We start from the raw sequence: 21,199 nt of genomic DNA on the forward strand, positions 1-21,199 counted from the left end.
AGACAAAAAGTTTTGTGTTTTTGGGGTGGTTTAGATACATATTGTCATTGGCTTTTTTGAAAATAATCAATTTTCTATGTAAAAGGGCAACTTAGGGTATCGCCCTTAAACAGTGCATAATTTTATTTTTTCCATTCCCATTAATTTTTTTCTTCAAGTTGAAAGAACTTTCCAGACTAATTGAGTTATTTTTACAGACATTTACGTTAAATAGACTTCCACACACGGTTGCGAGCCTGTAACCTGTCCATGTCACAGATTCACAACGAAATCTGTGCATCTTTATCAGCGCGGTCTTGAATCGGAGCTTCACTTAGTCGGAGCCTCTTTATAGAGGTAGAGCGGTGGGGCCAGGCAGTACCGATTGCGATAAGTCCGTTGTTGTACATAAAAAAAATAAAACAATGGAGAGAAAACATGGGAAGTCCGTCAAAACCCAAGCAGCACTCTGCTCTGCTTTCCGCCTGTTCCGTAGCAACTCTTTGGTTAGCCAGTGGTATTAGCCCCAGTTTTGCCGCAGAGGGAGCAGTCGGCACCCTTATGGAAGAAGTGCAGGTAACAGCCCGTAAGCGTGCAGACGCAGAATTACTTCAGAATGTTCCGGTAGCGGCTACCGCTTATTCCGGTGACCAACTGGAGGCTCTGCAAACTAAGGATTTACAAAGCCTTTCTTTCAAAATGCCCAATGTCCAGCTGGAGGATGTGGGTACTGTAAAAAATACGGCAAATTTCACTGTTCGAGGTCTTGGAGTGAATAGCTCTATTCCATCAATTGATCCCACTGTTGGGGTCTTTGTCGATGGTATGTACCTCGGTGTGAATGCGGGTGTTGTTACCGATGTGTTTGATCTGGAGGGTATCGAAGTTCTCCGTGGTCCCCAGGGCCTATTATTTGGCCGTAATGTTACCGGTGGTGCTGTCGTTGTTAAAACAGCGCGCCCAACCGATGAGTTCTCTGCTCGCTTCAAGGTGTCCACAACGGACAATCTGGATGTGGTGACTGCGGGTTCAATCAATGGTGCCATCTCTGACGATGTTAACGGCCGTCTGACCGTTTATTACAACGATGACCGTGGCTGGTTCGAAAATGTTGCCACCGGCAATGATAATGCCGGTGCCTCTGACAGCTGGTTTATTCGCCCAAGCTTTAGTGTTCAACTCAATGAAACGGCAGAACTGCTTGTGCGGATGGAGCACGGGCGCATGGACTCCGATGGAGTTGTCGCTCAAAACCGTGGCAATGAACCTTATGTAGTTGATACTGGAAACGGTTTTATTGCCTATCCCAGCGCGACCCAGATTGCTGAGGCTTACGGTATTCCTGATTGGGACAATAGTGAGGACTCTTTTGAGGTAGCCCAGGACGAAGAGGGTTATCAAAAAGATGAGTGGACCCAGATCATTACTGAGTTTAATAAAGATGTTGAATTCGGTGATGGTACCATCACAAATATCCTGGCTTGGCGTGAATATGAGGCGCGGGGCTTGGGGGATATTGACTCCCTGCCTTTTGTCGGTTTCCATGCGGACTCAAGCGTGGACCAGAGCCAGTTGAGTAATGAGTTGCGCTATGCCGGCCGCTTCGGTCGTACGGCCATCACTGCCGGCGTCTATTGGTTCTCCCAGGATGTAACCTACTTGGAAAATCGTTTACTGGCCGACGGTGAAGGCGGCATTTTCGATTGGACCGGTGGTGGTGTGCAGGATCACAGTACTTATGGGTTCTTTACCCAGGCTGATATCGACTTGGACGAAGCTTGGGTGCTAACGCTTGGTGGACGCTACTCGAGTGAGGAGAAAGAGGCGAAGATTGCCTCTATTCCACTGAATCTCTGTACGCTGGACGGTTGTGCTGCCTACGACTTTGAAGATAGTGAAAGCTGGAATGCCTTTACTCCCAAAGTTGGCTTGCAGTGGACTGTGTCAGACGAGACGCAGCTCTACACATTCTGGACTAAGGGATTCCGTAGTGGAGGATACAACTTCCGCAATGCAGGTATAGATCCGACTACAGGGATGCCCTACACCCCGCAGGTAACGGACCAGGAAGAGCAAAGCAGCTTTGAAGTTGGGGCCAAGGTAGATTGGCTGGATGGCCGTTTGCGCACCAATATGGCGGTATTCCACAACACTATTGATGATATGCAGCGGGAGGAGAATCTCGCTGATGCATTGTCTGGTGTGGCCCAGATTATCCGCAATACCGCTGATGCCACTATTCGCGGAGCGGAATTGGAGGCGATGGCGGCACTGAGTGACAACCTGCTATTTACCTTCAATGTGGGTTATGTGGATGGCGATTACGATAAGGTACTGGGTGACCTGAATTTTGATGGTGTTGTGGATGATAAAGACCTGGGTCTAGAGATTCCTCGCCTGGCACCTTGGACTTATGGTGTAGGGTTGGTGCATGACCTGTCCCTGGGCTCTCTCGGAACCCTGACTTCCCGCATTAACTACAATCATCGCGATGAAGCGCCATATACGGATGATAACAAGGGTATGCTGTCTGAAGTAGAAATGCTCGACTTCAGTATTGGATTTACCCCTGATAGCGGCCAATATACAGTTTCTTTATTCGGCAAAAATATGCTTGATGAAGTGAATGAGGCCAATGATACCCAGCTGCCAGTGAAACTAGGCGGTATCGGTGCCAGCTTTACCCCACTGAATAAAGGTCGTGTTATGGGGGTTGAATTTCTCTACGAACTGTAGCTACAGCTAAAAATTGCTAGCTTAAAGGGTATATTTTTAAGTTAACAAACTTCGAAACGGCCAGTTCCTTTTCACAATTAAAGGTTGTGATGGGGCTGGCCGTTTTTTATTGGGTTGCGTGTTGAGTAAAAATTGCTTGATGATTTTTGGTACTCTTGTGTAGTTGGCGTGGCAATAAAAGTGAGCCTATAAAGGGGAAAAATATGCGGTTTATTGATCTGCCTACATTTGGTGGGCCTGAAGTCATGCAATTGCAGGAGATGAATAAGCCTGCTCCCGGCGCAGACGAAGTCCTTATCCGTGTAGCCGCAGCTGGGGTTAATCGTCCTGATCTTGTGCAGCGCCAAGGGCTTTATCCGGCACCTCCCGGGGCATCGTCGGTATTGGGACTGGAAGTGGCTGGTGAGGTTGTTGAAGTCGGGGAAAAAGTTGTGTGCTGGCAGGTGGGGGATAAAGTTTGTGCCCTGACCAATGGTGGAGGCTACGCAGAGTATGCAGTAGCTCCAGAGGGACAATGCCTCCCGGTCCCCGCAGGCCTTAGTCTTGTTGAGGCAGCAGCATTGCCGGAAACTTTTTTCACCGTATGGACTAATGTATTTGACCGCGCCGGTTTAAAACCGGGCGAGGTGATTTTAATCCATGGTGGTTCCTCTGGCATTGGCACCACGGCGATCCAGCTGGCCCATCAAATGGGAGCCCGGGTTTTCACTACTGCGGGAACAGAAGATAAATGCGCAGCCTGTGTGGCTTTGGGAGCGGAGAAGGCGATTAACTATCGGGATGAAGATTTTGTTTCCGTTGTGCGCGAGAGGACAGATGATCACGGAGCTGATGTTATCTTGGATATGGTGGGCGGTAGCTATATCAATAGCAATATTCGTGTGGCCGCTAACGACGGCAGAATCGTGAATATTGCCTACCTGGCTGGCGCTAAAGTAGAAGTAAATATGATGCCGGTGATGTTGAAACGACTTACATTGACCGGCTCAACTCTGAGGGCGCGCTCGCCAGAAGTGAAAGCCGGTATTGCGAAATCGCTGGAACAAAAGGTTTGGCCGCTAATTGAAGCGGGTAAAGTGCGGCCGCAACTAGCCGCTGAGTTTCCTCTGCATCAGGCGGTTGAGGCCCATAAATTACTGGAGTCCGGCACTATCACCGGAAAAATCGTTTTAACCTTGTGAGGACTTGTGGCTGCCTAGGGCGAGGAGTAAGTGGGTATCCGCTGAATAACGCCCTCAGGCACATCCCCGGGTTCACAATAGATTTTGCCGGGCAGGCGTCGCAGAGGTGGGCGGACTGTCACATCATCGCTCATCATTTCCACATAGGCTTTGTAGAGATTGCTGATATTGCGTACATACTGCACGGGCTCGGAGCCTCTCACATAGCCGTATCTCGCCCGTTTAAAGTATTGGGGCTGGGCCAGTTTCAGCATGGCGACTTCCACATTGTCGAACCACACATTGGGATCCAGTCCCAATTCTTTAGCCAGCCGTTGGGCATCGAGTAAGTGGCCGTATCCTGCATTGTAGGAAGCGAGAGTAAACCAGAGTTTATTTACGGTTGGCAAAGCGGGATTGAAGCGATCTCGCACCCAATCCATATATTTTACCCCCGCTTTAATACCTCTTTCAGGTTCGAACAGCGGCGGAGGAAATCCCATTTCCTCGGCTGTGGCAGGCATTACCTGCATCAATCCCTGCGCGCCAACTGGAGATACGGCTTTAGGGTTGAAATTGCTCTCTTGCCACATCTGCGCGACGATCATGCGCCAATCAAAATCGTATTTAAAGGCGGATTCCTTCACCAACTCATCGTAAGGAGAGAGGTTTTCTCCCGGTATTACCCGGGAACTTACTCGCTGGGTAAATCGTTTGTTCGGCTCAAAATAAGCCTGGTATTGTTTTTGATACTGGCTCGTTTTTCTGTAATTTTTCAAGAACTTATTCAAGTTCTGTAACAGGTGCCAATTTTGTCTTAATACCATCCAGCCCTGTGGACGCGGGTCACCGATAAGAGTTCCGAGTACCAGTTGTGGCTGAACGGATGCCTCAATCTTGGCTCGACCGGAGTGGGATATAGTCGCATCTACCAGCCCGTCGGCGATTAATGAGAAGATTTGTGACTGGGAAATATCTGGCGGCGCCACACGGATATCGACATCAATACCTGCTTCTTTCAGTGTTTCAGCGGTTTCAATAAATGATGAATAGGCGCGTAGAGTTAATTTACGGCCATTAAGATCCTGAATCTGGGTAATAGGGGGGCTGCCTTTACCACTGACGATTTGGTCTGTGGATTCGACATAGGGCTTGGTGAATACCATGCCCTGGTCTTCACGGGCACTGGTAATATTGAGTTCGGCCCCGGCAAAGTCACCGCGACCTGCCCTCAACCAGTCGGCAAGGTCTTCTTCGTAGGGGACAACAATAACCTGGAGCTGGAGTTTGTGCTTATTGGCAAAAGCCTGGGCCAGGTCGTAGTCAAACCCCATTAATACCCCTTTCCATAAGAAATAGGTTGTCGGCCCATTGTAAGTGAGTAGCCTGATTACCCCCGATTTTTTAATACCCTTCCAATCGGTAATGCGTTCTTCCTGGGATTTAACCAGGTTGCGGGTCAAAAAATTATCGAGAGTGGTATGCAGGCGTTTGGAGTCTTTGCGTACGCCCCAGGCAATATTTTGTACTTCAGATACATCTGCACCAATCCGCATGTCATCGCGGTAATTGCGCAAATCCTGGGCTGAAAAATCTTCCAAAATAGCAACGCGGTTCTTTTGACCGTTAATGATATCTAACAGTGTATCCCGGTTACCATTGATATCAATTTCTTGAATAGTTAGGTTTGAGTTTGGATTTTCGGCAACAAGTTGCTCTGCAGTTTCTTTAATAGAGGAGCCGGCGGGGATAATAAATTCCAGGTCCTTTAATTTGCTCGCATCTGAAATATCTGGACCCTCTGGACCAGTGACGAGTACTAACCGCGAATGGCGAAGAGGAACCGTGAAGTCAATAATTTCTTCACGGGCGTCAGTGACAGTCAGGTTATAGGCGATTACATCTGCCTGGCCATCGATCAGCATTTGCACCGCGTCATCGGGCGTTTCAGCTTTTATCCACTTGGGTTCCAGCTTTAACTGTTTTGCCAGTTTGTTGGCCAGTTCGAAGTGACGGAGACTCACCACATCGTCACGAGGTAGCAGGTCCTCGGAAGCACCGGTTAAATTAACGAACCGAATTGTGCCGTGTTTTCTTATGTCCCTAAGGTCACCGGTTTCGATGTAGTTGACTTGCTGTTCTTTAGCGGGGGTTACTTCAGGCAGTTGCCCTGATCGCTTGTCGGCATCCTGCGCTTCGGCAGCTGACATGGTGACTGATTCGGCTACTCCAGATTCACGATCTGGTTCCGTGCAGGCCGCAAGGGCAAGCAGTAGTGCTGAAAGTAGTATCAAGGTCCACTGGTTGAGGTGGATAGCAGTAGATTCACTATCCATATATTGCTCCGAAGGCACTTTACCTCAACCATTATAGTGTCGCTTGATTTGCGCTCTTTAATTGTTAAAGAAATCAGTTTTCGATGGTTTTAACTTCTGCAGTGAAGTTCCCTTTGGCCAGCTTAACATGGACTTGCTGGTCGGTATCCAGTTCTGAACTATCGCGAATTGCGCGATTTTCTGAATCCAGAACAATGGCGTAGCCTCGCTGCAATACTGCCAGGGGACTGATGTTTTGTAGTAATTGGGCCCCGTGGGAGAGTTTGTCGCTGCCGCGCTGTAATATCAGTTGCATCGCACGCTCCAGGTTTCCCTTGAGTTGGATTAACTGCTTTCTACTGTTGTCGAGTCGGCGTGTCGGTAGGTTGTGGGCAAAAGCTCTGGAGGCGGAATCCAATTGGGATTTGCGACTTTGGATTTGCTGTTGGCAAGCTGCTACCAGGCGCATCTCCAAATGATCCAGGCGCTGGGCCTGGTTGAGGAGCTGCTCCTTGGGGTGGCGCAAACGGTTGCGTCGCAATTGAACCTGTTGAGATAAATGCTTCAGCTGGTTGTCCATGGCGCGGTGCAATCTGCGCTGGACCTGGTCAAGCCGCTGTAAAATTTCTGCAGCATTGGCGCTGGCTATTTCCGCTGCGGCAGAAGGAGTGGGTGCGCGCAGGTCTGCGGCTAAATCTGCAATAGTCGTATCGGTTTCGTGGCCGACTGCAGAAATAGTGGGAATAGGACTTGCGGCCAGTGCGCGGGCGACAATCTCTTCATTAAAAGACCACAGGTCTTCCAGGGAACCTCCGCCGCGACCGACAATTAATAAATCGTGGCGACCACTGCGGCCCGCTTTTTCAATCGCTGCCGCGATTTGCTGAGCGGCACCCTGACCTTGAACGGCTACCGGCCAGATTTCAATTTGTGCAGAAGGGTGTCTCCTGCCCAATACGTGAATCATATCCCGTATTGCCGCGCCTGTCGGCGAAGTGACAATGCCGATATTGGTTGGCAAAAACGGAAGAGAGCGTTTTCTGCTTGTTTCGAACAGGCCCTCAGCATTCAGTTTTGCTTTGAGCTGTTCCAGCTGGCGCATCAGGGCGCCAAAGCCGGCCTCCTCCATATGCTCAACGATTAACTGAAATTCTCCGCGCCCTTCGTACAGGCTCACCCTGGCCCGGATTAAAACCTCGCGACCATTTTGCGGCCGAAAGGCGACACTGCGATTGCGACCGCGAAACATGGCGCAGCGCACCTGGGCCCGCGCATCTTTAAGGCTAAAATACCAGTGCCCGGAGCTGGGTATGGAAAAATTGGAAATCTCTCCACTGATCCATAGAAGGGGTACACTGCTTTCCAGAAGATGTTTAACTTCCCGATTCAGGTCACTGACCGACAGCACGCTGCGCTTGGCATTTTGACTAGGGGGAATTGTCTGCATCGGTGAATCTCGTCGGGCGTATTGGGCGGAGCAATATTGCAGTATCGCCCTGATAGGTAAAGAGCTTTACTGTACAAATCCGTTTTTCTGCAAATTGATGTTTGCGCTTTGGGCGCGTAGAGGTATAATCGCGCCGATACCCAATCCCGCCTATTCGAGGTTTGAGTGTCAACAATGTCTGAATCCAATCTGCGCATCGCGCGCGAAGCCCTCACTTTTGACGACGTCCTACTTGTGCCCGGATATTCCGAGGTCACGGCCAAGGATGTGAGTTTAAAAACCCAACTCTCCCGCAACATTACCCTGAACATCCCCATTGTGTCCGCTGCTATGGATACAGTGACGGAAGCTCGCCTGGCCATTGCGTTGGCCCAGGAAGGGGGTATCGGCATTATTCACAAAAGTATGTCGATAGAAGAGCAAGCTCTTGCCGTTCGCGCGGTGAAGAAGTTTGAAGCCGGTGTTGTAAAAGACCCTATTACTATTGAGTCCGATGCCACTGTGCGCGAGTTGATCGCGCTGACCAGTCACCACAATATTTCCGGTGTGCCGGTAATGGATCGTGGCGATTTGGTAGGTATCGTTACCAGCCGCGACGTTCGCTTCTTAACTGATCTCGATGTCAGTGTCGCCAGCATCATGACGCCGAAAGAGCGTCTGGTGACGGCCCACGAAGATGCGAGCTCCGACGAAGTACGCGAACTGCTGCATAAACACCGTATCGAAAAGGTACTGGTGGTTAACGACAACTTTGAGTTGCGCGGCCTGATTACTGTTAAAGACTTTAACAAAGCAGAGCAGTACCCGAACTCCTGTAAGGATTCCGACGGTCGCCTGCGTGTGGGCGCGTCTGTGGGCACCAGCCCGGACACCGATGATCGCGTAGCTGCATTGGTAGAAGCCGGCGTTGATGTGCTGGTAGTAGATACCGCCCACGGTCACTCCCGCAACGTGATCGAGCGCGTGCGCCGCATTAAGGAAATGCACCCCCAGGTGGACGTGATCGGTGGCAACATTGCTACGGCTGATGCAGCGCGTGCACTGGTTGAGGCCGGTGCGGATGCGGTTAAAGTGGGTATTGGCCCGGGTTCTATCTGTACCACCCGTATCGTAACGGGTATCGGCGTACCCCAGGTGACGGCAATTGCAGAGGTTGCCACAGCCCTTAAAGAATTTGGTGTGCCCATGATCGCCGACGGTGGTATCCGTTACTCCGGCGATATCTCCAAGGCAATTGTTGCCGGCGCCTCATCAGTTATGATGGGTTCCATGTTCGCCGGTACCGAAGAGGCGCCGGGCGAAGTTGAGCTCTATCAGGGCCGTACTTACAAGTCCTATCGTGGGATGGGTTCTCTCGGTGCTATGTCTCGCACCCAGGGTTCTTCCGATCGCTATTTCCAGGATGCGAGCAAGGGCGCTGAAAAACTGGTGCCGGAAGGTATCGAAGGTCGAGTGCCTTATAAAGGCCCGCTGTCAGCCATTGTTCACCAGATGATGGGTGGTTTGCGTTCAGCCATGGGTTACACCGGCAGTGTTGATATTGAGACCATGCGCACTCGTCCTGAGTTTGTGCGGGTCACGGCAGCCGGTATGGGTGAGTCCCATGTCCACGACGTTCAAATTACCAAAGAAGCCCCCAACTACCCGGTGGGCCGACGCTAAGCCTTCGACCTTCTCCAGGTGAAAAAATTTAGACGGAACAAGCAGCAAACGGACCTTTAAGGTCCGTTTGCCGTTATTTAATCCAGTTATCGAGTAAGTCATGAGCCAAGATATCCATTCCAGCCGAATACTCATTCTCGACTTCGGGTCCCAGTACACACAATTGATTGCCCGCCGTGTCCGCGAGCTAGGCGTATTTTCTGAAATTCGCGCTTTCGATATGACCGAAGAGGAAATTCGTGAGTATCAGCCCAAGGGCATTATTCTCGCCGGCGGCCCCGAGTCGGTACCGGAGGAGGGCTCCCCGCGCGCGCCGGAAGCGGTTTATAACCTGGGCGTGCCGGTACTGGGCATTTGCTATGGCATGCAGACCATGGCCCATCAGCTTGGAGGCACCGTACAGGGCAGCGATATTCGCGAATTCGGCTATGCCCAGGTAAAAGTTGAAGGCCAATCCAACCTGTTGAGCGATATCAAAGATCATATCGCTGATGATGGCAGTTCCCTACTGGATGTTTGGATGAGTCACGGCGACAAGGTAGTGGCGATGCCTGAGGGCTTTGAACTGCTGGCTTCCACCGATTCCTGCCCAATTGCCGGTATGTACCACGCTGAGAAGAATTTCTTCGGTGTACAGTTCCACCCGGAAGTGACTCATACCCTGCAAGGCATGCGTATTTATGAGCACTTTGTGATTGATATTTGCGGGTGTGAGAAGCTCTGGACTCCCGCGAACATTATTGAAGACTCTATTGCTAAAGTCCGCGATCAGGTGGGCGAGGGCAAGGTGCTGCTCGGTTTATCCGGTGGTGTCGACAGCTCTGTGGTAGCCGCTTTGCTGCACAAGGCTATTGGCGATCAGCTGACCTGCGTATTTGTAGATAATGGCCTTCTGCGTAAAAACGAAGGCGACCAGGTAATGCAGATGTTCGCCGACAATATGGGCGTCCGCGTTATCCGTTCTGATGCGGAAGAGGATTTCCTTGGGCGCCTCCAAGGTGAAAAAGACCCTGAGGCCAAGCGCAAAATCATTGGTAATACCTTTATTGAGATTTTTGATCGCGAAGCTTCCAAGTTACAGGACGTGAAATTCCTGGCTCAGGGCACTATTTACCCAGACGTTATTGAGTCTGCCGCCGCAAAAACCGGCAAGGCCCATGTGATTAAGTCTCACCACAATGTGGGCGGTTTACCAGAGGATATGCAGTTTGAGCTGGTAGAGCCCCTGCGTGAACTGTTCAAAGACGAGGTTCGTAAGATCGGCCTGGAGCTGGGCCTGCCTTACGACATGGTTTACCGTCACCCTTTCCCGGGACCGGGTCTGGGCGTGCGGATTCTCGGTGAGGTAAAGCGGGAGTATGCCGATATTCTGCGAGAGGCAGATGCGATCTTTATCGAGGAGCTGCACAACGCCGATTGGTATCACAAGACCAGCCAGGCCTTTGCCGTATTCCTTCCGGTAAAATCTGTGGGTGTTGTCGGTGATGGCCGTCGATATGAATACGTGGTTGCTCTTCGCGCGGTAGAGACTGTGGACTTTATGACAGCGCGTTGGGCGCATCTCCCCTATGAGCTGATTGAGAAGGTTTCGAACCGCATTATCAATGAGATAGAGCACATCTCTCGTGTGGTCTACGACGTTTCCAGCAAGCCTCCCGCGACAATTGAGTGGGAGTAACTGCAGAATCGAGAGGGGGTGCTTAGCACCCCTTTCTTTTTTTGTTTTGGGCTTCGCGTCTCATTTTCCACAACGGCCCCTTCTCTCTATTCGATCTTTAATTGGTACGGATTGTCGCTAAACGCTTAGCTAAGTTTTCTCTAACTCGTTGATTTTTTGAGCGTTTCCCGGGTTGTTTATTTTTTCTTCATATTGTCACATAGACCAAATGGCGGGCCTTTGCGGCCTACTACTCTAAGTTAGTCACAGAGATATCCACAGAATCTGTGGGTAGTGGATAATCCTGGTTAGATTGGGATTGAACTCGTGGGATAAGTTGAGGGAGTGGGAGGCGGGCACCTCCCACAGGGGCAGAGTTAGATTTCTCGACGGAAGCTAATTAGTGCGGCCGTGACCGCCACATTCAAGCTTTCCACATCGTTTTGCATGGGGATACGCACCAGTTCATTGCACTGAGCTGCGACGGCATCGCTAACACCGCGGGTTTCATTGCCCAGCACAAAAATTGTGGAGACTTTACTGGAGACCTCTTTTAAGGTCGTCTGGGCGTGGGATGACAGCCCGCAAACCTGAGCCCCCGCTTCGCGGAACTCCCCCAGGGTAGCTGCCAATTTGTCACAGCGCAAAACCCGGGTTTTAAACAGGGTGCCTGTGCTGGCTTTGATAACGAGGGGGTCTATCTGTGCACAGCCTTTCTTTGGCAGGATGATTCCATCAATGCCGCCGGCACAGGCTGAGCGAATAATCATGCCCAGGTTTTGAGGGTTGGTTATGCCATCCAGGGCCAGAAGTTCATAGGTGTTTTTGTGCTCTGGGGCTGCAACCTTCTGTAAAAAGTCCTCCGCTCTGCCGTAGTGTGGCAGGGCCAGGTCGAGGGCTACACCTTGGTCCTGACGGGAATTCTTCGAAATCCGGGACAGGCCCTTGCGATCCCAGTAAGCAATTTCAATCTGACGCTCTTCCGCCAGGGTTTCCATTCGCTGGATTAGCTGGTCGCGCCGGTTGCTGCTGGCCAGATGTAATTTATGGACGGGTACAGATAAATCCTCGAGAGCCTCGAGTACAGGCTTGCGCCCATAAATTGTAAGGAGGCTATCGAAGAAGGCTTTTTTTTCCAGGTATTCGGAGGAGTCTTTCACCGCGTTGGCTCACTCAGCAGTTCGATCAATCTGGCTGCGCTCTCAGGTGAGAGCGAGCCGCGCCGCGCCAACTCTACACAGGCGAGGCCCAGATGGCGATAGCAAAGTGCCAGTTGGCTATCTACTGAAGCAAGGCTTTCCACCTGGGCACCAACGGTTTCCACATCCCCCCTGGCAATGGGGCCTGTCAGCGACCTCTCTGGTCCCAGCGTCAAATTGTTTTGCAGGGTCTGTGAAACAATCGGCGCCAGCAGGCGAAGAGCGCTGTCCCGCTCTATGCCGGCGGCTGCAAAGCTCTGTAAACTCAGGTCCATTAGGGTGGTGAGGTAGTTGGAGGCGATCACTGACCCAGCGTGGTACAGAGACTTGTTAAGGGGATCAATAGCCAGTGTTTCACAGCCAATGGCTGCAAAAGCCGCAGAAATAACCTCTACCGCATGACTATCCCCTTCGACAGCGACGCTGGTTTTGGCAAATGTTTGCAGCGAGGTTTCCGGTTCGGCAAAACTGTGGACCGGGTGGGCACTGGCAACCAGGGCGGGTCCCAAGGGGGCTAGTTCTTTAGAGCTGAGAGCGCCACTGCAGTGGAATATAATAGTGCGCTCATCGACCAGCCCGCTATCGGCAAGCCTCTGCGCAAATATAGCGATTTCACTATCGATACAACCAATCAGCCATAGGTCTGCTGACGGCATTGCTGAGAGGGAATCAACAGCATTGCCTGCACCGATAAATCGACAGGCACTTTGTCCACTCTCGAGACTGCGGTTATAAATTGACTGCACCCCAAATACACCGCTCTCCTGCCACAGCCGCCCCAGGGTTTTACCAAGGCGACCTGCGCCAATAATATTGAGGCTTTGCATCAGCTACCAGCGAGGCAGTCGACGTAGGCGTTAACGGCATTCTCCAGGCCCATGCTGATAGCATCGACAGTAAAGGCGTGGCCTATGGAGACTTCCTGCAAGCCCGGTAATGTGCGATAGCGCGGTAGGTTAACCAGGTTGAGGTCATGGCCGGCATTAATCCCCAGCCCCAACTGATGTGCGTGCTCAGCGGCGGCACAGTGGGCAGAAAAAATTGTTTCCAGCTCTGGGCTCTGTTTGGTTACGGCTTCGGCATAGGGGCCTGTGTAGAGTTCAATACGGTCAGCACCGACCTGTTTGGCCAGGCTGATTTGGTCCAGGTCTGGATCCATAAACAGACTGACACGTATTCCGGCATTTTTAAGTTGATCAATTATCGGAACTAATCGATCGCCATCTTGCTTGAGGTCAAAGCCGTGATCAGACGTGAGCTGATCATTGGTGTCGGGAACCAAAGTGCATTGGTCTGGTTTGGTTTCCAAAACCAGTGGTATGAGGCCGGGGTAGTCCCCCAGGGGAGCGGCGAAGGGGTTGCCTTCAACGTTGAATTCTATGTTCTTGCGGCTGGCGCAGAGTTCTGCCAGGTCGCGCACGTCGCCGGGGCGAATATGTCGTTGGTCTGGACGGGGGTGTACGGTCAGCCCCTGGGCTCCGGCGTCGAGGCAAGTGCGCCCGTGGGCGACCACATCGGGAAAGTTGCCTTCGCGGGAATTGCGAATTAAGGCGATTTTATTGAGGTTTACACTGAGAGCTATCACTGCTTATTCTCCCTTGCTGTGTTCAGCGACACTGTTGTCGCTGGAGGTAACTCGTTTTGCTGAAAGTATGCGGATTGGAATGTTGGGGGCCTCTGGGTGTTGGCGATAGAGGCCGCGGGGTTCCTGTTCGATTTTTTCTACGATATCCATACCCTCGATAACCTTGCCAAAAACCGCGTAGCCAGGCTTGTTCTCGCTGGCATCCAGGCGGGTGTTATCGACTAGGTTTATAAAAAACTGAGACGTGGCGCTATCGGGGTTGTTGGTCCGTGCCATGGAGAGAGTGCCGCGCAGGTTTTGCAGTCCGTTAGCTGATTCATTGGCGATAGCGTCGCGAGTTTCTTTCTTCTGGAAGTCGAAAGTGAAGCCCCCAGCCTGGACGACAAATCCTGGCACAACGCGGTGAAAAATAATGCCATCATAGAAGCCGCTATCGGTATAGGTGAGGAAATTCTCTACTGTGACAGGAGCTTTCTTGGGGAACAGCTCGACGCGAATAATGCCCAAGTCGGTCTTAAGCTCCACCTGAGGGTTTTGAGCAAATATTGGAAGACTGAACAGAGTACAAAAAAGAAAAGTGAGTAACTTACGCATCATCCGTGTCCTTTGAATGTCCGGGGTCAATCGGTTTACTACTGTGTCAGCGTATGGATAAAGAGAAAGGATAAATATTTGGGTATCGCTGCCTGCGGGGTGCTTCTCAGCACTCCCGCAGTCGTATAGTAAGCGATTTTGGTTGTAGCGAGGGAGATCAGTTGGCCCACTCGGAATTGCGTTTGCGCGGGCGCACATGGGGGGCAATCATCGCCAGAATAGCGCCTAATGCAACGGATAGGGCACCATACAATTGCCATTTGCGGGCATCGCTACCGGATAGGCGCTGAATTTCCGCTTCCGCCATGCTTTTTTCCTGTTTCAGCAACTCGTACTGATGCAGGAGCTTTTGATGGCGATCGTTGAGCGAAATTGCGTCGGCAGAAAGGGACTTCAGGCTCTTGAGTTCGGCGGCCAATTCCTGGCTCTGCTGCTGGGCAGAGGTCAGGGCGCTATTCAGTTCGCCGTTTTCTGTCTCCAACCGGCGAACTTCACCCCCCAGATTACCTTCCATTTTTTCAAAGCGGGCCAGGTTGGCTTCTGCGGTTGCCAGCTTTAGTTTTGCCACGGGCTCACTGACAAGGTATTGGCGTCTGATCCAGCCCTCAGTGCCGTTGGGGGTGCGCACTTTTGCCCAGCCGTCCGAGGCGGCATCTTCGAGCAGAGCCAGCTCGGTACCACTGGCCAGGCCGCGGTGCAGAATCCGGAATTCATTGCCTTTGCCAGAGCGCATGGGCACGTGAAGTTGGTCGGTAATATAGCGGGTCTCCGCTGCAAGTGCTGCTGGTGCTGAGTTCAACAGCGCTACAGCGAGCACACCGGACAGTAATTTCTTCATTGTGATGCAGCTTGTTAGTTAGAGTTTTTATCAGGGCAGTACAAGCTTGTAGGGCTTGACTGTAACCGATGCATAGACGCCAGCTTCGATATAGGGGTCACTGTCAGCCCAGGCTTTGGCCTCTTCCAAAGAGGGGAACTCAGCAATTACCAGGCTGCCGGTAAAGCCAGCTTCACCGGGCTCTTCGCTGTCGATGCTGGGGTTTGGGCCGGCGGCCAGGAGGCGGCCTTCATCTTTTAGAAGGTTGAGCCGGGCCAAATGACCGGCGCGGGCTTTTTTGCGTAAAGGGAGACTATCGCTAACATCTTCACTGATGATTGCGTACCACATTGTTTTTAATGCTCTTGTTAGTTTTTTTAAGGTGTTATTGCGCAACCATCACTTCTTCCAGTTTCAACCCGGTCAGCTTGCCGATACGGGAGAACAGGAAAAAGAGTGCACCCATCAGAATCAGGGTTGATGGGATCGCAATAACCAGATATCCATAGGCGGTCATTTCGCCAAGTTCGGTGTTATAGGCCTCTGTGCCCGGCGGGCTGGTAACGATCATTTTGGCGAGAATGTAATTCAGTGCCGAGGAGAAAAAGAATGACCCGGCAACGATCCACGAAGTCTGGCGCAAGGTGCGGTCGAAGGCTGGCTGGTTACCATTGGCCTGTAATGACTCGGCGATTTTTGTCGTATTCAGAATTTGATCGTTGTAAAGCAGGGTTTTGACCAGCGGCCAGCGGGTATAAACGGATAGTGCCGTGGCAACACCCAGTAGGCCAGGGATTGCAGCTTCCTTAATCGCAATATACTGCGGGTCCAGCTTGAGCAAGCTGATGCCGCCAGTGAGCAGGATGCCAATAAATCCGAGGGCTGAGAAGAAATTGACCTTGCCCAGGCGCAGCAGGTCGCGAAGGCCATAACCCAGTGGGAAGGCCAGGGCCACTATCAATGCCCAGGTTGGGCCCAACCAGTCATCCCCGGAAAGTTTGGTCAGTATCAATGTCGGAATAATGACATTGAAGGCGATATTGCTGAGAAACCCTTCCTTTTTAGGCTTCTCGGGAGATGTCGTGGTCGAATTCGTTTCGGTCATACTCAATTCCGGTGATAATGCCCGCTGGAAACTGATGGGGCTGATAGCCCGTTCAATTTCCCCGCTGACAAAACTACTGTCAGACTTCGGCCCTGGCGAGTCACCTGTGAGTGACTGCTAGTTCGGGCCTTATCCCTGAAAACGCCGAGTGCCGCATAGACAGCGCAATAGGGCGATTGTTCCTGAAAAGACGGATATGGCGATCTTTTTCATCGTCGAACTGAGTGAGAGCCTGTTGTTGAAGACCCTTTCAGCCGATTTGAATACAGACCTGGTAGATCTGCACTGCCACAGTACCGCGTCTGACGGTATTTTAAGTCCTGCGCAGCTGGTGTTGAGAGCGAAATCCCAAGGTGTGACGATGCTCGCCCTGACCGACCACGATACGGTGGATGGTGTGCCTGAGGCTCAACAGGAAGGTGACTGTTTGGGCGTAGATGTGGTGGCGGGGATTGAGTTCTCCAGTCTTTGGGGGCGCAGACCAGTACATATTGTAGGTCTGAACATCAATCCCGAATCGGGGCCTCTGCAAGAAGCCATTCAGCTGCGTGAGCAGTTGCGCGAGGAGCGGGCAGAGCGTATCGCGGAAAAGCTGGAAAAGCGTGGCTTTAGCGGTGCCTTGGAGGGTGGGCGCGCCCTGGCGGGCGACTCGGTACTGGGTAGACCCCATTTTGCACGATGGCTGGTGGAAGCTGGGCATATAGATGATACCGGTAAGGCGTTTAAGCGTTACCTGGGGGCTGGCAAAGTAGGAGATGTGAAAGTTGAGTGGCCCCAGTTGGGTGAGACCATCGCTACTATTCACAGTGCCGGCGGTTGTGCGGTATTGGCCCACCCGCTTAAGTACGGATTGACCCGCACCCAGTTATTGCGACTGCTGGGAGCTTTTCTTGAAAAAAATGGGGATGCGGTGGAGCTGCTGTGCGGTCGGCAAAACCCGACACAGACCCGAGAGTTAAAAAAATTGTTACTCTCGGCCGCGGAAGCGGCGGGCAAATCGATGCCATACTGCTCTCTTGGCAGTGATTTTCACCAGCCGGAGCAGCCCTGGCGTGAATTGGGTTGTGTCAGGTTGCCCGCAGACGTCGAGCCGGTGTGGAATCTGTGGCACACTCTGCACCGGGAACAGCGGGGTCACGTTTCGCTGCCCTAATTCTGGCTTGTGAATTGGGGGCCATCGTCCGGCTTTAAGCCTGGTGGATGGCAGTGAGGTATTTTCAATCGGTAAGGCTTTTGGGGGGCTTTGTGGCGCAGTTTTTTCAGATTCATCCGGATAATCCTCAAGGCCGCCTGATCACTCAGGCAGCAGAGATCGTCGCCCAAGGGGGCGTTATTGTTTTTCCCACCGATTCAGCTTACGCCATAGGCTGTCGACTGGGAGAGAAGCTGGCGGTTGAGCGCATTCGAGGAGTGCGCCAGCTGGACAAGCAGCACAACTTCACATTGATGTGCCGAGACCTATCGGAGCTGGCGACCTATGCCAAGGTCGACAACCAGATGTTTAGGCTGTTAAAGAATCATACGCCGGGTTCCTATACCTTTATTATGCCGGCGACCGCCGAAGTGCCGCGCAGGTTAATTCATCCGAAGCGCAAGACCATCGGTATTCGCGTGCCGGATAATCCCATCGCCCTGGCCCTGATTGAAGAATTGGGTGAGCCGTTGATGAGCTGTAGCCTGATTATGCCCGGCGAAGAACAACCCCTAACCGAACCTTACGATATCCGCGATACCCTGGAGCACCAGGTGGAGTTGGTTATCGATGGCGGTTTCTGCGGGTTGGAGCCCACCACCGTGATCGACCTGACGGGTGATGAGCCCCAACTGATTCGTCAGGGATGTGGGGCAACTGACGAAATACTCGGCTGAAAGCTGCGGCGCCGTGTATAATCGCGCGTTTGCACGATTGAGGGTGGGGCAGGGTGTCCAGTGATGAGTTACTAGCAGAGGTCGAGGAGCAAGTGCTGGCCGAGGTTGCGGCGAGCGATGATGAAGCTCCTGCCCAGGCTGGCGATGCAGAATCGCAGGGCCAGGACTCGGATGAGGATTCCCCCCTGGCTTTGGTGCAGGGCGAAATCTTTAACGACCTCCCGCAGGATCTCTTTATTCCACCAGATGCTTTGGAAGTTGTTCTGGAGGCTTTCGAGGGGCCTCTGGATCTCCTGCTATACCTGATTCGCCGCCAAAACCTGGATATTCTCGAGATCAACGTCTCCGACATTACCCATCAATATATGGCGTATGTGGAGATGATGACGGCAATTCGCTTTGACTTGGCCGCCGAGTATCTGGTAATGGCCGCTATGTTGGCGGAAATAAAGTCGCGGATGTTGTTGCCGCGACCGCCTGAAGCGGAGGAGGAAGAAGGCGAGGACCCCCGGGCGGCTCTGATTCGCCGTTTGCAGGAGTATGAGCGTTTCAAAACTGCGGCTGAGGATCTCGATGAAATCCCCCGTGTTGGCCGGGATGTCCATCAGGCCAATGCAGAGGCTCCCGATCGCAGTATCACACGCCCCGACCCTGAAATTGACTTGAAAGAAGTCCTGGTCGCCCTGGCTGATGTGCTGCGGCGTGCGGATATGTTTGAGAGCCACCAGGTTGAGCGGGAGAAGTTGTCCACCCGCGAGCGTATGACCCAGGTGCTGGATAAGATCCGCCACGGCCAGTTTGTGCCCTTTGTAAGCCTGTTTACCGTTGAGGAGGGTCGCCTCGGTGTCGTAGTGACCTTCCTGGCAGTGATGGAGCTGGTAAAAGAGTCACTGGTGGAGCTGGTGCAGAATGAAGCTTTTGGCCCGATCCACGTGCGCGCTCGCGCTGCTACCCACAGCAGTGAAAGCGAAGACGGTGCTGACAGCGAGCCTGAGGACCAGATTCTCGAAGAGGTTGAAGATCCAGAGGACGCTGTAGAGGCCTTGGATAAAGCGTCGGAAATGTATTCGAGTTAGAAAATAGAAGATGACAATCGCCCCCGAATTACTGCGCAAAATCGTCGAAGGCGCCCTGTTGGCCGCGGGCCAGCCTCTCAGTGAAGAAAAACTGTTGTCTTTGCTGGACGAGGAAGAGCAACCCTCCAAGACTACCCTGAGAGATGTGCTTGAAGAAATCGCCCAGAGTTGTGCTGACCGAGGGTTTGAACTGAAGAAAGTCGCGAGTGGTTGGCGTTTTCAAGTGCCGGAAGACCTGGCTCCATGGGTGAATCGGCTGTGGGAGGAAAAGGCGCAACGGTATTCCCGTGCAACCTTGGAGACCCTCGCCATTATCGCTTATCGACAGCCGGTAACCCGTGGTGATATCGAGGATATCCGCGGCGTTGCGGTGAGCTCGCATATTGTTAAAACCCTGCTGGAGCGCGGTTGGATTAAAGTTGTGGGGCAGCGGGATGTGCCCGGTAAGCCGTCTCTCTACGCAACAACCCGGGAGTTTCTCGATTATTTTAATTTGAGCACCCTGGATGATTTGCCGACTCTGGCGGAGATCCGCGATATCGAGAGTCTGAACCAGATTCTGGAACAGGAAGGTTTGCCTCCAGAGCCGGTTCCCGAGGAGGGGGAGTCCGAGGTGGACAATAGTGCTTCGGAAGACTCTGAGTCAGAGCGAGGCTCCGAGGCAGAACCCTCTACTGAAGCCACTGCGGCCGAACATGAAGATATAGACGATGCCCTGGTAGAAGCTTTGGCTGAGGAAGTTGCTGCTGAAGCATCAGGCGCCGAGTCCGAGTCCGAAGTAGACCGCGAAGTAGCGCCCGCCGAGACGGATGCAGAGGAAGACCCAGTGGAAACTGCGGCAGCAGAGATCCAGTGGGAAATGGAGCAGGAAGACTCTGAAGGTAATTCGGAGTTGGATGTAAATGTTGATCTAAGTGAAGAGAGTGAACTTCACAGTGATGAGGGAAGCAGCGCTGAATCGCTGCAAGCAGAAGAAGAGAGCGAGAACTCTCTAACGGCAACGTTACCACCCAGCAGTATGTTTGCCGAAGACGACACAGCTGAAGAGGTCGCCGAGGAGTCGGTGGAGGCAAATGCTGATGTCGATGAAGATTCCAAAGAAGTAGTACAAGTGGAAAGCACCACCCCATGAGTGATGGTACCCCGCCAGCAGGCGAGAAATTACAGAAAGTATTAGCGCGCACCGGCCTCGGTTCGCGCCGTGAAATGGAGCGCGCAATTGATGCGGGCCGCGTAACCGTAAATGGAAAAGTGGCGGAGCTTGGCGAGCGCGTAACTGACGCGGATCTTATCGAGTTTGATGGTAGCCGGCTGCCTTCGGCAGAGCAGAATCGCTGCCGGGTAATACTCTACAACAAACCGGTTGGAGAAATATGCTCCCGCCACGACCCGGAAGGCCGCCCGACGGTCTACGATCGCCTGCCGAGACTGAAAACCGGCCGCTGGATTTCTGTTGGGCGCCTGGATTTCAATACCAGTGGTTTGCTGCTGTTTACCAATAGCGGAGAGCTGGCCAATAAATTAATGCATCCCTCCTCGGTAATCGACCGCGAATACTTGGTTCGAATCCAGGGTGATGTGGATGAGGAAATGAGGCGGCGTCTGCTCAAGGGCGTGTTGTTGGATGATGGGTCGGCGCGCTTTACCGACATCGTAGAGAGTGGTGGTGAAGGTAAAAACCGCTGGTTCTACTGCGTAGTGATGGAGGGCCGCAACCGCGAGGTGCGTCGTCTGTGGGAGTCCCAGGGAGTTAGAGTTAGCCGCTTGAAGCGTGTGCGCTACGGCAGCGTCTTTATTCCCTCCCATGTGCGCGTCGGGCAGTGGATTGAGATGGAGCCCCGCGAGATCGATGACCTCTGCGTAACGGCGGGAATGCCGAAACTGGGCCAGCGCCCATTGACCCAGGGTGAGAAACAAAACCTGGAGCGCCAGCGCAGGAAGTTGCGCAAGTCACCGGCGCCAGCCGCGCGACGCAATCGACCGAAGTCGGTTTAAACA

General features: G+C 52.5%; 18 protein-coding genes. 9 read left to right on the forward strand and 9 right to left on the reverse strand.

Going from position 1 to position 21,199, the window contains the following annotated elements:
• Window positions 1-417: 417 nt before the first annotated feature.
• Together ACJJIN_RS00835 and ACJJIN_RS00840 are read left to right on the forward strand one after the other, a co-directional pair.
• Complete coding sequence (locus ACJJIN_RS00835) at window positions 418-2,715, forward strand: TonB-dependent receptor (RefSeq protein WP_444896515.1); 2,298 nt, start codon at window positions 418-420, stop codon at window positions 2,713-2,715.
• Window positions 2,716-2,918: 203 nt separating this feature from the next.
• Complete coding sequence (locus ACJJIN_RS00840; protein WP_444896516.1) at window positions 2,919-3,896, forward strand: NAD(P)H-quinone oxidoreductase; 978 nt, start codon at window positions 2,919-2,921, stop codon at window positions 3,894-3,896.
• A 14-nt stretch (window positions 3,897-3,910) separates the two neighbouring features.
• Here the strand turns inward: ACJJIN_RS00840 and ACJJIN_RS00845 are convergent, their stop codons facing one another.
• Both ACJJIN_RS00845 and xseA read right to left on the reverse strand, forming a co-directional pair.
• Window positions 3,911-6,211, reverse strand: a complete 2,301-nt coding sequence (locus ACJJIN_RS00845) for a transporter substrate-binding domain-containing protein (protein ID WP_444896517.1) — start codon at window positions 6,209-6,211, stop codon at window positions 3,911-3,913.
• 73 nt (window positions 6,212-6,284) lie between these two features.
• On the reverse strand, window positions 6,285-7,637 hold the full coding sequence (gene xseA, locus ACJJIN_RS00850) for an exodeoxyribonuclease VII large subunit (RefSeq protein WP_444896518.1): 1,353 nt from the start codon (window positions 7,635-7,637) through the stop codon (window positions 6,285-6,287).
• A gap of 174 nt (window positions 7,638-7,811) precedes the next feature.
• Here xseA and guaB point away from each other — a divergent pair, with 174 nt between their 5' ends.
• Both guaB and guaA read left to right on the forward strand, forming a co-directional pair.
• Complete coding sequence (gene guaB, locus ACJJIN_RS00855) at window positions 7,812-9,299, forward strand: IMP dehydrogenase (RefSeq protein WP_108734048.1); 1,488 nt, start codon at window positions 7,812-7,814, stop codon at window positions 9,297-9,299.
• A gap of 100 nt (window positions 9,300-9,399) precedes the next feature.
• On the forward strand, window positions 9,400-10,977 hold the full coding sequence (gene guaA / locus ACJJIN_RS00860; protein WP_444893162.1) for a glutamine-hydrolyzing GMP synthase: 1,578 nt from the start codon (window positions 9,400-9,402) through the stop codon (window positions 10,975-10,977).
• A gap of 356 nt (window positions 10,978-11,333) precedes the next feature.
• On the opposite strand, the gene rlmB is transcribed toward guaA, so the two are convergent.
• From rlmB to ACJJIN_RS00895, 7 genes are all read right to left on the reverse strand, one after another.
• Complete coding sequence (gene rlmB, locus ACJJIN_RS00865) at window positions 11,334-12,116, reverse strand: 23S rRNA (guanosine(2251)-2'-O)-methyltransferase RlmB (protein ID WP_282933708.1); 783 nt, start codon at window positions 12,114-12,116, stop codon at window positions 11,334-11,336.
• Complete coding sequence (locus ACJJIN_RS00870) at window positions 12,113-12,982, reverse strand: Rossmann-like and DUF2520 domain-containing protein (RefSeq protein ID WP_444896519.1); 870 nt, start codon at window positions 12,980-12,982, stop codon at window positions 12,113-12,115. The genes rlmB and ACJJIN_RS00870 overlap by 4 nt, the downstream gene beginning before the upstream one ends.
• The gene (locus tag ACJJIN_RS00875; RefSeq protein ID WP_444896520.1) at window positions 12,982-13,740 is read right to left on the reverse strand and encodes a pyridoxine 5'-phosphate synthase; all 759 of its coding nucleotides are present in this window, start codon (window positions 13,738-13,740) and stop codon (window positions 12,982-12,984) included. The genes ACJJIN_RS00870 and ACJJIN_RS00875 overlap by 1 nt, the downstream gene beginning before the upstream one ends.
• A 3-nt stretch (window positions 13,741-13,743) precedes the next feature.
• Window positions 13,744-14,334, reverse strand: a complete 591-nt coding sequence (locus tag ACJJIN_RS00880; RefSeq protein WP_444898217.1) for a peptidylprolyl isomerase — start codon at window positions 14,332-14,334, stop codon at window positions 13,744-13,746.
• 157 nt (window positions 14,335-14,491) lie between these two features.
• Complete coding sequence (locus tag ACJJIN_RS00885; RefSeq protein WP_444896521.1) at window positions 14,492-15,172, reverse strand: TIGR04211 family SH3 domain-containing protein; 681 nt, start codon at window positions 15,170-15,172, stop codon at window positions 14,492-14,494.
• Between the two features lie 30 nt (window positions 15,173-15,202).
• Window positions 15,203-15,502, reverse strand: coding sequence for a YciI family protein (locus ACJJIN_RS00890; protein WP_108734042.1), 300 nt, complete (start codon window positions 15,500-15,502; stop codon window positions 15,203-15,205).
• Window positions 15,503-15,536: 34 nt separating this feature from the next.
• Entirely contained in the window at window positions 15,537-16,256 is a 720-nt protein-coding gene (locus ACJJIN_RS00895) for a VC0807 family protein (protein WP_282933704.1), read from the reverse strand.
• Between the two features lie 196 nt (window positions 16,257-16,452).
• On the opposite strand from ACJJIN_RS00895, the gene ACJJIN_RS00900 reads away from it, so the two are divergent.
• The 5 genes from ACJJIN_RS00900 to rluB all read left to right on the forward strand — a co-directional run bounded on the left by ACJJIN_RS00900 (window position 16,453) and on the right by rluB (window position 21,196).
• Window positions 16,453-17,409: a PHP domain-containing protein gene (locus ACJJIN_RS00900; protein ID WP_444896522.1), complete on the forward strand. Its 957-nt coding sequence runs from the start codon at window positions 16,453-16,455 to the stop codon at window positions 17,407-17,409.
• Between the two features lie 92 nt (window positions 17,410-17,501).
• Entirely contained in the window at window positions 17,502-18,125 is a 624-nt protein-coding gene (locus ACJJIN_RS00905; RefSeq protein ID WP_282933701.1) for an L-threonylcarbamoyladenylate synthase, read from the forward strand.
• 53 nt (window positions 18,126-18,178) lie between these two features.
• Window positions 18,179-19,201, forward strand: a complete 1,023-nt coding sequence (locus ACJJIN_RS00910) for a segregation and condensation protein A (protein WP_413662840.1) — start codon at window positions 18,179-18,181, stop codon at window positions 19,199-19,201.
• A gap of 10 nt (window positions 19,202-19,211) precedes the next feature.
• The gene (gene scpB / locus ACJJIN_RS00915; RefSeq protein WP_413662839.1) at window positions 19,212-20,333 is read left to right on the forward strand and encodes an SMC-Scp complex subunit ScpB; all 1,122 of its coding nucleotides are present in this window, start codon (window positions 19,212-19,214) and stop codon (window positions 20,331-20,333) included.
• Window positions 20,330-21,196: a 23S rRNA pseudouridine(2605) synthase RluB gene (gene rluB, locus ACJJIN_RS00920; protein ID WP_413662838.1), complete on the forward strand. Its 867-nt coding sequence runs from the start codon at window positions 20,330-20,332 to the stop codon at window positions 21,194-21,196. Before scpB ends, rluB begins: the two co-directional genes overlap by 4 nt.
• Window positions 21,197-21,199 lie beyond the last annotated feature (3 nt).

Source organism: Microbulbifer maximicatervae (SeqCode) (genome assembly GCF_052467505.1).